The organism is Streptomyces himastatinicus ATCC 53653 (genome assembly GCF_000158915.1).
Lineage (GTDB): Bacteria > Actinomycetota > Actinomycetes > Streptomycetales > Streptomycetaceae > Streptomyces > Streptomyces himastatinicus.
Genome location: NZ_GG657754.1, coordinates 7,454,450 through 7,467,610, shown reverse-complemented (window position 1 = coordinate 7,467,610; position 13,161 = coordinate 7,454,450). Strand labels below are relative to the sequence as shown.

14 protein-coding genes and 1 pseudogene are annotated in these 13,161 nt (G+C 72.9%); 7 read left to right on the top strand and 8 right to left on the bottom strand.

From position 1 onward, the window contains the following. A pseudogene (locus SSOG_RS47740) lies at window positions 1-429 on the top strand (oxidoreductase C-terminal domain-containing protein); the annotation flags it as partial. Window positions 430-468: 39 nt separating this feature from the next. Here SSOG_RS47740 and SSOG_RS31595 read toward each other — a convergent pair. The 3 genes from SSOG_RS31595 to SSOG_RS31585 form a co-directional block, all read right to left on the bottom strand. Further along, entirely contained in the window at window positions 469-807 is a 339-nt protein-coding gene (locus SSOG_RS31595) for a P-II family nitrogen regulator (protein ID WP_009718330.1), read from the bottom strand. After that, window positions 804-2,111 (bottom strand): ammonium transporter, encoded by a 1,308-nt coding sequence (locus SSOG_RS31590; protein ID WP_009718329.1) that lies wholly within the window; start codon window positions 2,109-2,111, stop codon window positions 804-806. The genes SSOG_RS31595 and SSOG_RS31590 overlap by 4 nt, the downstream gene beginning before the upstream one ends. Window positions 2,112-2,298: 187 nt before the next feature. After that, on the bottom strand, window positions 2,299-3,744 hold the full coding sequence (locus SSOG_RS31585; RefSeq protein WP_009718328.1) for a PepSY-associated TM helix domain-containing protein: 1,446 nt from the start codon (window positions 3,742-3,744) through the stop codon (window positions 2,299-2,301). A gap of 167 nt (window positions 3,745-3,911) precedes the next feature. Between SSOG_RS31585 and SSOG_RS31580 the strand changes: the two genes are divergently transcribed. The 3 genes from SSOG_RS31580 (at window position 3,912) to SSOG_RS56530 (ending at window position 6,009) form a co-directional block, all read left to right on the top strand. Next, complete coding sequence (locus SSOG_RS31580) at window positions 3,912-4,574, top strand: hypothetical protein (RefSeq protein ID WP_039942046.1); 663 nt, start codon at window positions 3,912-3,914, stop codon at window positions 4,572-4,574. Window positions 4,575-4,633: 59 nt separating this feature from the next. After that, window positions 4,634-5,257: a sigma-70 family RNA polymerase sigma factor gene (locus tag SSOG_RS31575; RefSeq protein ID WP_009718326.1), complete on the top strand. Its 624-nt coding sequence runs from the start codon at window positions 4,634-4,636 to the stop codon at window positions 5,255-5,257. A gap of 353 nt (window positions 5,258-5,610) precedes the next feature. Continuing rightward, window positions 5,611-6,009 carry a hypothetical protein gene (locus tag SSOG_RS56530; protein WP_009718325.1) on the top strand — a complete coding sequence of 133 codons (399 nt, stop codon included), beginning with the start codon at window positions 5,611-5,613 and terminating at the stop codon, window positions 6,007-6,009. A 4-nt stretch (window positions 6,010-6,013) separates the two neighbouring features. Here SSOG_RS56530 and SSOG_RS31565 read toward each other — a convergent pair whose 3' ends face one another. The 3 genes from SSOG_RS31565 to SSOG_RS31555 all read right to left on the bottom strand — a co-directional run bounded on the left by SSOG_RS31565 (window position 6,014) and on the right by SSOG_RS31555 (window position 7,813). Beyond that, window positions 6,014-6,391, bottom strand: coding sequence for a GNAT family N-acetyltransferase (locus tag SSOG_RS31565; protein ID WP_009718324.1), 378 nt, complete (start codon window positions 6,389-6,391; stop codon window positions 6,014-6,016). A gap of 325 nt (window positions 6,392-6,716) precedes the next feature. After that, window positions 6,717-7,175, bottom strand: a complete 459-nt coding sequence (locus SSOG_RS55035) for a hypothetical protein (RefSeq protein ID WP_009718323.1) — start codon at window positions 7,173-7,175, stop codon at window positions 6,717-6,719. Continuing rightward, a complete protein-coding gene (locus SSOG_RS31555) occupies window positions 7,172-7,813 on the bottom strand; it encodes a hypothetical protein (protein WP_009718322.1) in 642 nt (213 codons plus the stop codon). The genes SSOG_RS55035 and SSOG_RS31555 overlap by 4 nt, the downstream gene beginning before the upstream one ends. Before the next feature lie 124 nt (window positions 7,814-7,937). On the opposite strand from SSOG_RS31555, the gene SSOG_RS31550 reads away from it, so the two are divergent. Further along, a complete protein-coding gene (locus SSOG_RS31550; RefSeq protein ID WP_009718321.1) occupies window positions 7,938-8,462 on the top strand; it encodes a GNAT family N-acetyltransferase in 525 nt (174 codons plus the stop codon). A 15-nt stretch (window positions 8,463-8,477) separates the two neighbouring features. Here the strand turns inward: SSOG_RS31550 and SSOG_RS31545 are convergent, their stop codons facing one another. Then, the gene (locus SSOG_RS31545; protein ID WP_009718320.1) at window positions 8,478-10,529 is read right to left on the bottom strand and encodes an MDR family MFS transporter; all 2,052 of its coding nucleotides are present in this window, start codon (window positions 10,527-10,529) and stop codon (window positions 8,478-8,480) included. A gap of 294 nt (window positions 10,530-10,823) precedes the next feature. Here SSOG_RS31545 and SSOG_RS50485 point away from each other — a divergent pair, with 294 nt between their 5' ends. Further along, window positions 10,824-12,071 (top strand): peptidoglycan-binding domain-containing protein, encoded by a 1,248-nt coding sequence (locus SSOG_RS50485; RefSeq protein ID WP_050800031.1) that lies wholly within the window; start codon window positions 10,824-10,826, stop codon window positions 12,069-12,071. 177 nt (window positions 12,072-12,248) lie between these two features. Then, window positions 12,249-12,902, top strand: coding sequence for an HAD-IA family hydrolase (locus tag SSOG_RS31535; RefSeq protein ID WP_039939146.1), 654 nt, complete (start codon window positions 12,249-12,251; stop codon window positions 12,900-12,902). A 27-nt stretch (window positions 12,903-12,929) separates the two neighbouring features. Here the strand turns inward: SSOG_RS31535 and SSOG_RS56525 are convergent. After that, on the bottom strand, window positions 12,930-13,161 hold a 232-nt coding region (locus SSOG_RS56525; protein ID WP_039939145.1), incomplete at its 5' end, for a TMEM165/GDT1 family protein.

Below are 13,161 nucleotides of genomic sequence, written 5' to 3'. Positions count from 1 at the left end.
TCAGCGCCGCCGCGCCCGGTGTCTATGGCGCGGGGGACGTCGCGTGCTGGCACAACCCCGCTGTTCGGCACGGCGATGCGGATCGAGCACCGTACGAACGCCACCGAGCAGGGCATGGCGGCGGCCCGCAATCTGCTCGCCCCGGCGCCGGAGGCGCGGCGGCCGTATCAGCCGGTGCCGTACTTCTGGTCGGACCAGTACGGGCTGCGGATCCAGGCGTACGGCCATCTGCGCGGCCATGAGGAGGTGGCGGTGGTCGAAGGCTCCCTGGACGAGGGGGCGTTCCTGGCCGCGTACCGCCGTGGCGACCGGCTGACCGGGGTGCTGGCCGTGGGCATGCCGCCCAAGGTGCTGCGCGGCTGGCGGCAGTCGATCGCCGCCGGGGCGCGGTGGGCGGACACGGTGCCCCGGGCCACGACGGCGGTGTGACACCCCCGCGCGGGCGGGGCGGGGCGGGGCGGGCGCGGGTCAGACCGCGTCCGGTCCCCGCTCCCCTGTGCGGACGCGCACGAAGTCGTCGACCGGGACGGCCCACACCTTGCCGTCGCCGATCCGCCCGGTGCGGGCGGCGTTCACGATGGCGTCCATGACGGCGTCGGCCTCGGCGTCCTCCACGACCACCTCGATGCGCGCCTTGGGCACGAAGTCGATGCGGTACTCGGCGCCGCGGTAGACCTCGGTGTGGCCGCGCTGCCGGCCGAAGCCGCTGGCCTCGGTGACGGTGAGGCCCTGCACACCGATCTCCAGCAGCGCCGTCTTCACATCGTCCAGCTTGAACGGCTTGACGATCGCCGTGATCAGCTTCATGGGGTGGGGGTCCTGTCCGGGTGATGCGGCGGGCGGTGGACGGCGTTCTGCGGCACGCCGTGGCCCAGAACCCCGTGATCATAGGCGCTCTCGGCGTGGACGGCGAGGTCGAGGCCGGACCGCTCGTCCTCCTCCGACGCCCGGAAGCCCATGGTCCGGTCGATGAGCTTCCCGATGCCGTACGTCATGACGAACGCGTACGCGCCCACCGCCAGCACCGCCACGATCTGCTTGCCCAGCTGTCCCACGCCACCGCCGGACAGCAGCCCGGTGGGGCCGCCGGTCATCGCGGAGGTGGCGAACACGCCGATCAGCACGGTGCCCACGATCCCGGCCACCAGGTGGACGCCGACGACGTCGAGCGAATCGTCGTAGCCGAAGCGGAACTTCCAGCCCACCGCGTACGAGCAGAGCACCCCGGCCGCGAGCCCGATCAGCAGCGCCCCGGCGACGCCCACCGAACCGCACGACGGGGTGATCGCGACCAGCCCGGCCACCGCGCCGGACGCGGCGCCGAGGGTGGTGGCGTGGCCGTCGCGGATCTTCTCGACCACCAGCCAGCCCAGCAGCCCGGTGCAGCCCGCCGCCTGGGTGTTGACGAACGCGGCCGCCGCCAGGCCGTTGGCCCCCAGCGCCGACCCGGCGTTGAACCCGAACCAGCCGAACCACAGCAGCCCGGCGCCGAGCAGCACCAGCGGCAGGTTGTGCGGCCGCATGGCCTCCTTCTTGAAGCCGATCCGCGGCCCGAGCAGCAGCGCCAGCGCCAGCCCGGAGGCCCCGCAGTTGACCTCCACGACGGTGCCGCCCGCGAAGTCCAGCGCCTGGAGCTTCTCCAGGATCCAGCCGCCCGGCCCGAACACCCAGTGCGCCACCGGAACGTATACGAGCAGCGTCCAGACGGCGACGAACGCCACCCACGCCCCGAACCGGGCCCGGTCCGCGATCGCCCCGCTGATCAGCGCGGCCGTGATGATCGCGAAGGTGAGCTGGAAGGCGGCGTGGAGCAGCGTCGGCACCGACCCGGTCAGGTCCGTCGGGCCGATCCCGCGCATCCCCGCGTATTCGAGGCCGCCGAGCAGCCCGGCGCCGCCGAGGTCCTTGCCGAACGCGAGGCTGTAGCCGACGAGCAGCCAGACCACGGTGACGACGGCGATGGAGACGAAGCTCATCATCAGCATGTTCAGCGCGCTCTTGGCCCGCACCATGCCGCCGTAGAACAGGGCGAGCCCTGGCGTCATGAGCAGCACGAGCGCGGTGCTGGCCAGCAGCCAGGCGGTGTCGCCGGCGTCGAATCCGGTCGGCATGTCGATGTGTCACCTTCCCAGTCGGCATGGCACGCATCGATGGGTGCTCGATGGCCATCAGGGAAGGTTCACGTCCGGGCGTTTCCACTTGCGCACGGACGTGTTTCCTCGATGTTTCGTGTTGCGTCGGCGTTTCCCTTCGCTCACCGGGGTCCGTATAGCGGACAGGGATCAGGGTCCGAGCCCGCTAAGCGCGCTGGGATCGCCGGGCGGCGATCCGGCCCGCCGCGATGTCCACGGCCAGGAACGCGGCCAGCGGGATGCCCAGCAGCGGCAGGTAGTAGCCCACCACGGCGGCCCCGACGGCCAGCGGGGCCAGGACGTACCCCGGCACCTGCCGCCAGGCGCCGCGCGGGAGGGGGCGGCCGAAGGCGCCGGCGCGGCCGCGCTGCCACCACATGCGGTAGCCCCACACGATGAGCAGGATCAGGGAGAGGGCGAGGGCCGCGAGGGCGAGTTGGTTGACGATGCCGAAGAGGACCCCGGTGTGGAGGTCGATGCCCCACCGGCTCAGCTTGGCCAGCAGCGGATAGTCGGCGAACCGCACGGTGTCGGTGACCTCGCCGGTGGCGGGGGCGACGGCGACCGCGTCCTGCTTCTCGGGCCAGCTGCGCTGGATCTGGCTGACCGTGTACGCGGCGCTCGGGCCGGACGGCGGCACGATCTCCACCGGGTCGCCCAGGCCCTTCACGCGGGCGGCCTTCAGCACGGCGTCGTAGCCGACGTCGGTGGCCTTGTGCCCGCCGCCGCCCGAACCGCCCATGTCCATCCCCGGCATGGCGCCGTGACCGGCGTGTTCACCGGTGAGCCCGGAGGCCACGGCCGGGGTGGACTGGTTGACGGCGGAGCGCAGGTCGGTGACGTTCGCCCCGGCGTACGTGGACCAGGTGAGCCCGGTGGCGGACAGGAAGAACAGCCCCGCGGCCACCCAGACGCCGAGGCCGCCGTGCAGGCCCAGGGTGCGGCGGCGGCCGGTGGCGGGAGCGGCGGTCTCGGCGGCACTGCGCTTGTTACGGCGGCGGGCGAACCAGAGCAGCAGCCCGCCACCGGTGATCACCCACAGCCAGCTGGCGGCGAGTTCGCTGTAGAGGCGCCCGCTCTGGCCGAGGTGGAGGTCGCGGTGGAACTCGTCGATCCAGGTGCGCAGCGGCAGCGCGCCGGTGCTGCCGTACTGCTCCAGCGCCCCGCGCACCTTCGCGGTGTACGGGTCGACGAACACGGCACGGGTGTGGCCCTCGGCGACCCCCTTCACGCCGGAGAGCATGACCCGGGTGGTGGCGGTGTCGTCGGGCGACGGGCGCACCGCGCTGATCGTGCCCTCCGGATGGGCCTTGCGGGCGGCGTCGATCTGCCGGGAGAGCGGCAGCTTGGTGTCACCGGCCTCGACGCGCAGCTCATGGCCGTATACGAGCTTCTCGGCCTGGTAGGAGCCCGCGTACAGCAGTCCGGTGGTGGCCGCGATCAGCAGGAACGGGGCGACGAGGACACCGGCGTAGAAGTGCAGCCGCAGCACCAGGGGGCGCAGCACGGACCAGGCCGAGCGGGCGGACGTGTCCCGGTCGGCCACGTCGTCGACGGCCGAGCCGGCGTCAGCGGCGTCGTCGGCCGGGGCGACGTGTTCGTCGGTGGACATGGACGGCCCTCCTGGCTCGGGGTGGTGCGAGATGTGCTCCTCCAGTAGTCGGGGCGAAGGAGGGGTGAGTTCCGAGGAGTTTTGTGACCCGCGTCACATGCGTGCGCGTTTTATCAACTTGGGACGAGTTCACACCGTCGACCGAGGTCGGTGACACGATGACCGGCATGACACCCGGCCCAGCTCTCCGCACCACGCGTGCCGCGATCTTCGCGGTGGTGTGCGTGGTGATGGCGGCGGTGGGCCACGCGGTGATGTCCGGCGGGACCGTGCCGGGATGGATGCTGGGCACGGCATTCCTCGCCACCGCCTCCGTGGCGTGGTGGCTGACGGGGCGCCAGCGCGGGGGCGCGCTCGTGACCGGGGCGACGGTGGGGGCGCAGCTCGCGCTGCACCTGCTGTTCCACTTCTCGCAGTCCGCGCCGATGGCACAGGCGCCCATGCGGCACGGCGCGCACGGCGGCGGGGGCATGAGCGGCGGCCCCGGCACGCACGGCATGGAGGGCATGGCCGGGATGGCCGACGCGCACATGACGTCGGCGGCCGACGGCATCACCCCCGGCATGCTGCTGGCCCACGCGCTGGCCGCGCTGGTGTGCGGGCTGTGGCTGTGGTGCGGCGAGGCCGCCGCGTTCCGGCTGGGCCGTACGCTCGCGGCCGCCGTCTTCGTACCGCTGCGCCTGGTCCTGCGGCTGCTGGGCGCGGACGCCCTGCCGCTGCCGGTCCGCCGCCTTCCGGCGCGGCCGGGGGCGGGGCGGGCACTGCGCGCGGCGCTGCTGCACTACGTGGTCGCCCGGAGAGGTCCCCCTCAGGGTCTCGTGCGCATCTGACCCGCCTGTCGCGACCGGTGACGGGCGGAAGCCCGTGACTTCCCGGAGGACATCAGGCGATGACCCCTGCCCTCATACCGGATCGCGATCAGCAGATCACCGCATGGGCGCTGGCCGCCCGCGACGGCGACGCGGACGCGATCGAGCACTTCATCCGCGCCACCCATCTCGACGTCTGGCGCTTCGTCGTCCATCTGGGCGGCGATGTGCACGGCGCCGACGACCTGACCCAGGAAACGTATCTGCGGGCGCTGGCCGGGCTGCCCCGGTTCGCCGGGCGCTCCTGCGCACGCACCTGGCTGCTGTCGATCGCCCGCCGTACGGTCGCCGACCGCTACCGCGCCGCGGCGGCCCGCCCGCGTATCGCCGAGACGACCGACTGGCGGGCGGTCGCCGAACGGGCGCAGCCCGCCGGGCTGCCCGGCTTCGAGGAGGGCGTGGCGCTGCTCGAACTGCTGGCGACGCTGGACGCCCCGCGCCGCGAGGCGTTCATCCTCACCCAGCTCCTCGGGCTCCCCTACGCCGACGCCGCGTCGGCCACGGGCTGCCCCGTGGGGACCGTACGGTCCCGGGTGTCCCGCGCCCGCGAGCACATGACCGCGCTGCTGCGGGCGGCCGAGGACAGCTGCCCGCTGACAGCTACCCCGCTAACACATATCCACTATCGTGTCATCTGCTTTTGAGGGAGTCTGTCCGATGTCACCTGTCCGTACGATGCGCCGTCTCGGTGCCGTGAGCGCCGCCGCGATCGCCGCGACGATCGCCTTCGCGGGTCCCGCGTCCGCCCATGCGGAGGTCACGGCCTCCAACGCCCAGGCGCTGGCCAAGGACGTCGTCCTCACCTTCACGGGCGAGGCCGAGTCGGAGTCCGGCGGCTTCACCGAGGTGCGCGTGGTGCTGCCCGAAGGCATCGCGCCGGGGGACGTCACGCTGGACGAGGCGCCCAAGGGCTGGAAGATGAAGTCCACGAAGGACGGCTACACCCTCAGCGGGCCGAAGCTGGCCGTGGGGGACGAACGCCGTCCACAAGGTCAAGGTGCGGGCAGCTGCTCCGACGCGAAGTCGCTGGGCGTTCAAGACCATCGAGAACCTACAGCGACGGCAAGGTCTTCGCGCTGGGATCGAACTGCCCGGCGACGGCCCGGAGCCGGAGGAGCCCGCGCCGGTCCTCGAGCTGAAGGCCGCGGCCGCCGGGGCCAAGCCCGCGAAGTCCCCGTCCCCCTCCCCGTCCCAGGACGCCGCGGACAAGACGTCCGACAAGGCCTCCGAGAAGAACGACAAGGCGTCCGGGGAGAGCGACAAGACGGAGAAGAAGGCGGACAAGGAGGAGAACAGCAACGCGGGCGCCGCCACCGCGATCGGCATCAGCATCGGCGTCCTGATCGTCGCGGGTGCGGGCCTGTGGGTGTTCAAACAGCGCCGCTCGGCCGAATGACCCCTCAGCCGCTCGCGTCCGTGAGCTGCTTGTAGAAGAAGCTGCAATCCTCGAGCGAGCCGCCCGGGTCGGCGGCGTAGTCGGGGACGATGCCGTAGCGCGTCCAGCCGTCGGCCAGGTAGACGCGCTCGGCCTGGCTGCCGGTGGCGGTGTCCAGCATCAGCAGGGTGACGCCGGACGCGCGGGCGGCCGCCTCCGCGGTGGCCGGCAGCGCCCGGGCCAGGCCCCGGCCGCGGGCGGCGCGGTGCACGGCCAGCTTGATGAGATCGGCGCGGTGCCGTCCGTTGGGCTTGCGGGCCAGGGCCAGGCTGACGGTGCCGACGATGCCGCCCGCGCTCTCCGGGTCGCGGCAGACCCAGACGAGCAGGCTGCCGTCGGCCACCGCCGGGGTCTGGGCGTGCCACCACGCCGCGGCGGCCTCATGGTCGAAGGGGGCGAGGAATCCTCATGGAGGCGCCGTCGCCGACGGCGTCGGCCAGAACGTCCGGACGAGGCCCTTGACGCTGTCGGGGAACGTTCTCGGCCGGACAGCAGGTCTATCGGGAGAGCATGGCGGCTTTCCTCTCCCCGGGCCGCACCGACGGCGGGTCCGGCGCGACGTCATGGCTGACCGCCGCATCATCGCAAGCCAGCCGCGCGCGCATACGAAAAGGGCCGCCACCCGGAACGATGTCCGGGCGGCGGCCCAGGGGAGGGAGGCGGAGGGCTCAGACGTTGAGCAGCCGCTCCAGGACGTTGCGGTAGCCGCGCATGGCCAGGCGCAGCTCCTCCGTCTCCTCGGTGCCCGCGGCGCCTTCGTGCCAGGCGGCGCGGAGGGTGTGGCGACGTTCGGCGAGGAGGTCGACCAGCCGGGCGGAGACCTCTTCGAGGAGGGCGTCCGCCTCTTCCACCGAGCCGCGCGGGGCGTCCACGAAGCTGCTGACCGCGTACCGCAGACGCTGGTTCAGCTTGTCGTGCTCGCTCGTCGGCAGGACGGGGAAGCTGGGCCCGTCCGGGGTGGCCGTCTGCTCCACACCGCCGCCGCCCATCGGTCCGCCCTGGGGCGGCACTTCGTGCTTCTCCAGGCCGTGCCGACGGTCGCCGTTGGTGTGCTCGGGACCGGGGCCGGGGCCGGGGCTGTAGTCCGCCCCCAGGCCGAGGTTCCGCTCGGGGCCGTAGTCCGTCATCGCGCACCGGCCTTCCCGATGTGCCAGGCGTGGGTCTTCCGGCCCGCCCTACCGGTGTGCCGGTGATGCCCCTCGTGCCCGTCGGGCGCGTGGTGGGGCGGTTTCACCAGCTCCTCGAAGAAGGGCCGGGCGTGCACCACGGCCTCGCGCAGCTCCTCGGTGTCGGCCCGGCCCTCACGGGCACGGGCGGCCGCGACGTGGAGCTGCCGGTAGCCCTGGACACAGTCCGCATGGTGCACGGACAGGGCCGCGACCTGCTCCTCGTAGTAGTCGGACGGATAGCCGCGGTCCCGCGCGAGGCGGGCGAGCAGCTGGTCCGCCCCGGCCACGGCGTGCACCGGGGACTCGATGAACTGCTCCTGGGTGCCCACCCATTCGGCCAGGTAGTGCTCGCGCAGCTCCCCGGAGAGGGGTTCGGTCTTGAGGTCCTGGTACAGCCGCAGTCGTTCGTCGAGTTCGCGCTCCGCCGCCTTCGTGTCGCCCGCGTGCTCGGCGACGTTCAGGTCGTACTCAGGTCCGAAGTGGCGTCGCAGAGCATTCTTCCTGCCGCCCCCTCGCGCACGTACGACGACCGCGGCGAGCAGGGTCACCAGGACGACCGCAGCGGCAACCACGATGATGATCGCGCCAGTTGACATGGTCTGCTTCTGCCTTCCCGCAGGTGCCCCCCCTGTTCGGGGGCTCTACGGCGCCGGGTAGCCCGCTCCTCCGTGCTCAAACTGCGTCAAATTCCGATACGGCCCGAGCCGGGCACATGCCAGGATGCCTACCATGCCCCGCCCGTCCTGGGCCGTCGCCGCGCGGCCCGTCACCGACCCGGTCGCGGTCACGCTGCTGCGCGAGTACATGACCGACGTGGCCGATCGCTACTACCGGCTCCACGAGGGGCGCGACGCGACGCCCGAGGAGATCGAGCGGGCGCTGCGCGAGATGCCCAGCGACGATCTGGCCCCGCCGGACGGGGTGCTGCTGGTGGCCCATCACGACGGCGACGCGGCCGGGTGCGCGGGGCTGCGGCGGCGGGAGGGCCGACCCGGAGACGCCCGCACCGCGGAGCTGAAGCGGGTGTTCCTGCGCCCCGGCAAGCGCGGGCTCGGCGGGGGCGCCGCGCTGCTCGCCGCCGTCGAAACGGCCGCGGACGAGCTGGGCGTCGTACGGATCGTGCTGGACACCCGGCGCGATCTGGTCGAGGCGCGGGCGCTGTACGCACGCCACGGCTACCGGGACGTACCGGCGTTCAGCGAGGGCCCGTACGCCGAGGTGTGGATGGCCAAGGACCTCGTGTGACGGACGCCGTACGGCTCACGGGGGCGGCTCCCGGCGCCAGGGGCGCTCCGCGTCGGAGCCGCACATCTCCCGCGTCAGCTCGTCCACCAGCTCGACCAGATCCGTCGGCCGGTCCGGTGACCACCAGTCGCCCAGCAGCTCGGCCAGCGACGCCTCGCGCGCCCGGAAGAGGCGGTCCGCGACCTCCCGGCCCTTGGGGGTCAGGGTCAGGTCGAGCCCGTACCGCGCGCCGAGCCCGCGTTCCTCGATCTGGCGCGCCGCGCCGAGGATGGCCCGCAGCGGTACGGGCGTGCGCTCGGCCAGCACGGCGGGCTCGACCGAGCCGTAGTGGCGGATGCGCAGCAGCATCCAGCTGGCGGCCGGGAGCAGGTCGAGCCCGGCCCGCTCGGTGATGTCGACGTAGACCTTCCGGCGGCCCTCGCGGCAGCCCAGCAGCGACAGGGCCCGCGCGCATTCGTCGTACGAGGAGCGTTGGACGGGGTTGCTGGCCAGCACCTCGCCGCCCTCGGGCGCGGTGACGCTGGCGCGCAGCGGCTCCTCCCGCAGGAACCAGGCGAGGACGAAGGCGAGCAGCACGACCGGGACCGCGTAGAGGAACACGTCGGTGATGGAGAGGGCGTACGCGTGCACCACCCCGGCCCGGTCGCCCGGTGGCAGCCGCCCGAGGGCGCGGGGGTCGGCGGCGAGCCCGCCGGGGGTGACGCCCGGTGGCAGCGGCCGCCCGGCGAGGGCGTCGGCGATCTTGGGGGTGAGGTTGCCCGCGAAGATCGAGCCGAAGACGGAGACGCCGAAGGAGGCGCCGATGGAGCGGAAGAAGGTCGCGCCGGAGGTGGCGACGCCGAGGTCCTGGTAGCTCACCGAGTTCTGCACGATCAGCACCAGCACCTGGATGACCAGTCCGAGCCCGCAGCCGAAGACGAAGAAGTACGCACTGGTCTCGACGACCCCGCTGGTCTCGCGCAGCTGGTGGAGGAGCAGCAGCCCGATGCCGGTCACGGCGGTGCCCAGGATCGGGAAGACCTTGTAGCGGCCGGTGCGGCTGACCAGTTCGCCGGAGACGGTGGAGCACAGCAGCATGCCGAGGACCATCGGCAGCATGTGCACGCCGGAGAGCGTCGGCGAGACGCCCTGGACGACCTGGAGGAAGGTCGGCAGGTAGATCATGCTGCCGAACATCGCGAAGCCGACGACGAAGCCGATGACCGCGCAGAGCGTGAAGGTGCGGCTGCGGAAGAGCTTCAGCGGCAGCACCGGTTCGGCGGCCCGCCGCTCCACCTGGACGAAGGCGATCAGCAGGACGGCGCCGAGCGCCGCGAGCCCGAGGATCTGCCAGGACCCCCAGCCGAAGCTGACGCCGCCGAGCGAGGCCATCAGCACCAGAGTGGCGGCCACCCCGGCGATGAGGCCGGTGCCGAGGTAGTCGATGGTGTGGCGGGTGCGGCCGACCGGGAGGTGCAGGACGGAGGCGATGACGAGGAGCGCGACGACGCCGACGGGGATGTTGATGTAGAACACCCAGCGCCAGCTGAGCTGGTCGACGAAGAGCCCGCCGAGCAGCGGCCCCAGCACACTGGTGCAGCTGAAGACGGCGCCGAAGAGCCCCTGGTAGCGGCCGCGTTCACGGGGCGGGACGATATCGCCGACGATGGCCATCGACAGCACGATCAGCCCGCCGCCGCCCAGCCCCTGGAGCCCGCGGAAGGCGATCAGCTGACCCATGTCCTGGGCGAGCCCGCACAGCGCCGAGCCCGCCAGGAAGATGACGATCGCGGCCTGGAAGAGCTTCTTGCGCCCGTACTGGTCGCCGAGCTTGCCCCACAGCGGGGTGGCGGCGGTGGAGGCGAGCAGATAGGCGGTCACCACCCAGGAGAGGTGGTCGAGACCGCCGAGGTCGCTGACGATGGTCGGCAGCGCGGTGGAGACGATGGTCTGGTCGAGTGCCGCGAGCAGCATGCCGAGCAGCAGGGCACCGATGGCCACCAGGACCGTGCGCTTCGGCCGCCCGTCCTCGGGGCCCGGAACCACGTGGTCCGGGACCGGAGCCGGGCGGCCGGCGTCCTGCGCCATGACGACTCCTCGGACTCCTCGGCTGCTCGCCCTCCCATCCTCTCCCCAATGCGCCCTTTATGCCCTGTTACGGTCGGCCGGGCCGGTTCGTCCGTGACGCACCCGGCACCCCTCCTGACGACGAACGCATGCGCGGAAGCCGATCAGATGCGCATAATCGCAGCGAGTTACAGGGAGGGAAATTTCGTGACGGCAGATTCCTGCCCGCACTGCTACGCACCGTTCCGAGCGAACGGCCGGCCCAGCTGTGCGTGCGCCGCACGCGCCACTACCGCGGGCCCGGCGACCGGGCCCGTGACCGGCGAGACCAGTGCGCAGACCACCGACGACCAGACGACCGACGCCCGGGAGGCCGCCGCTCCGCGGGCCGCCGACCAGCCGCGCGCCGTCCGTCCGTATCTCAGGCTCTCCGGCGATCGCGGGTCCGGGCCCCGCCCGCGCGACGTGGGGAAGTTCTTCCGTAAGGGGAAGGGCGAAGCGGAACCCGCCGCAGGGGAAACCACCGCGACGGAAGCCACCGCAGCGCAGGCCGCACCTCGGCACGACCAGGGTCCGCGGACCGGGCCACCGCCCGGGCTGCGGACCGGCCGGGTGCCCGGCGGGGAGGGGAACGCCGCCGACGAGACCCAGGTGATCGACCGCATCGCGCCCATCACCCCGGTCGACCGCATCACCCCCGGCGGTCCCGTCGACCGCACCCGGGTGATCGACCGCATCACCGCGGCGGGCCGCCGCGACAGCGCCGCCCGGACAGCCGCCGGGGGAGCCGCCACGGGAGCCGTCTCAGGGTCCGTCGTGGGAGCCGCCACCGGAGACGGACACGGCGGCGGGATCAGCAGCGAGACCGTCAGCAGCTCCGACGGTGGCGGCGGTGGCCGCCGCCGCAAGAGCCGCCGCAAGCCCGTCGCCACGGCGGTCGCGGGGGCCGCCGCGGTGGTCGTGGCCGGCACGCTGGCGTTCACCACCGGCCTGCTGGGCGGAAACAAGGACGGCAACGGCAAGCGCAGCGACAGCGCGCTCGGCGATACGCAGACCAGCGTCCCGGACGAACCGCCGACCGAGGACGAGGGCGCCACCCCGTCCCGCCGCTCCACGCCGAGCAAGAAGCCCAGCGCCTCGCCGTCCCCCGCGAAGCCGCCGAGCGCGAGCCGCAACCAGGACCGCGCGACGCCCCCGGCGCCCCGTACGCCCTCGGCGCCGCCCACCACCCGTCCGACCACCCCGCCGGAGCCGGACCGGCCCAGCACCCCGGACAAGCCGCGGCAGCCGACCAAGCCGCCGTCCACCGAACCCTCGAAGACCGCCGAGCCGACCGGCCCGCCGGTACTGCGCGAGGGCGACAGCGGGGCCGAGGTCACCGAGCTACAGAAGCGGCTGACCCAGCTGCTCATCTACATCGGCGTCGCGGACGGCGAGTACGACGACGGGGTGAAGGACGCCGTCGCCGCGTACCAGGACCGGTACGACATCACGGGGGACCCGGAGGGGGTCTACGGCGAGAACACCCGGCTCGACCTGGAATCGCGCACCGACGAGCCGTAGAAATCAGGGGCCGTGTCGAAAGACACCCCCAGCCCCTTGGCGTACGGGCGGACCGCTTTGTATCGTGGAGGAACAAAGTGGTTCCGCCCGTTTTCCCTGACCGGCGGGCGGAGCCACTTGTGTTCTCTTTGGCCTGCCCGCGCCCTGTCCGCCTCCCGCCGCGCCCTGGAGTCCCCCATGCCGCTCACCGCCCGCGCCCTGCTGCTCGACATGGACGGCACGCTGGTGAACTCGGACGCCGTGGTCGAGCGCTACTGGCGGATCTGGGCCGCCGAACAGGGACTGGATCCCGACGCCGTGCTCCAGGTGGTTCACGGCCGCCAGGCACACGCCACCATGGCGGCGCTGCTGCCGGACCGGCCCGTGGAACGGAACCTGGCCGACAACCGGTGGATGCTCGAACGGGAGACCACCGACCTGGACGGTGTCGTGCCGATCACCGGCGCGCCCGCTTTCATGGCCGCGCTCGACGGCCTCCCGCACGCCCTCGTCACCTCCGCCGACGACGGCCTGGCCCGGGCCAGGATGGGTGCGGCCGGACTGCCGCTGCCCGCCGTCCTGGTGACGGCGGAGCGGGTCGGGGTGAGCAAGCCGGACCCGGAGGGCTTCCTGAAGGGCGCCGCCGAACTGGGCTTCGCGCCGGGCGACTGCGTGGTCTTCGAGGACTCGGAGGTCGGCATCGCGGCGGGCCGGGCGGCCGGGATGCGCGTGGTCGGCGTCGGACCGCGCGCCGCGGCCCACGCCCCGGACGCCCACGTGACGGACCTGGCACAGGTGCGGATCGAGGCGCTGCCCGGCGAGGACGGCCTGCGGCTCCACCTCGCGGACTGAGCGCCCCGATAACCCCCGCTCAGCGGCTCACGCCGCCACCGCCTCGTACAGGCTGAAGCCGCCCAGCGCCAGCATCACCAGCGCCGCGACCTTGGTGATCAGCCGCAGCGGTACGTACTTCATCAGGGTGCGGCCACCCAGGATGCCCAGCCCCGCGACCGCCCACAGGGCCAGCACCGCGCCCACGCCGACCGACAGCGGATCGTCGTAGCGGGCGGCGAGGTTGGCGGTCATGATCTGGGTGAGATCGCCGAACTCG

Bases quoted from the DNA above. Each gene is read 5' to 3' on its own strand.
- SSOG_RS31550 (WP_009718321.1), top strand. From the start codon at position 7,938: ATGCCTACCATGCCCCGCCCGTCCTGGGCCGTCGCCGCGCGGCCCGTC.
- SSOG_RS55035 (WP_009718323.1), bottom strand. From the start codon at position 7,175: ATGACGGACTACGGCCCCGAGCGGAACCTCGGCCTGGGGGCGGACTAC.
- SSOG_RS31555 (WP_009718322.1), bottom strand. From the start codon at position 7,813: ATGTCAACTGGCGCGATCATCATCGTGGTTGCCGCTGCGGTCGTCCTG.
- SSOG_RS31535 (WP_039939146.1), top strand. From the start codon at position 12,249: ATGCCGCTCACCGCCCGCGCCCTGCTGCTCGACATGGACGGCACGCTG.
- SSOG_RS31575 (WP_009718326.1), top strand. From the start codon at position 4,634: ATGACCCCTGCCCTCATACCGGATCGCGATCAGCAGATCACCGCATGG.
- SSOG_RS31580 (WP_039942046.1), top strand. From the start codon at position 3,912: ATGACACCCGGCCCAGCTCTCCGCACCACGCGTGCCGCGATCTTCGCG.
- SSOG_RS31585 (WP_009718328.1), bottom strand. From the start codon at position 3,744: ATGTCCACCGACGAACACGTCGCCCCGGCCGACGACGCCGCTGACGCC.
- SSOG_RS31595 (WP_009718330.1), bottom strand. From the start codon at position 807: ATGAAGCTGATCACGGCGATCGTCAAGCCGTTCAAGCTGGACGATGTG.
- SSOG_RS31545 (WP_009718320.1), bottom strand. From the start codon at position 10,529: ATGGCGCAGGACGCCGGCCGCCCGGCTCCGGTCCCGGACCACGTGGTT.
- SSOG_RS31590 (WP_009718329.1), bottom strand. From the start codon at position 2,111: ATGCCGACCGGATTCGACGCCGGCGACACCGCCTGGCTGCTGGCCAGC.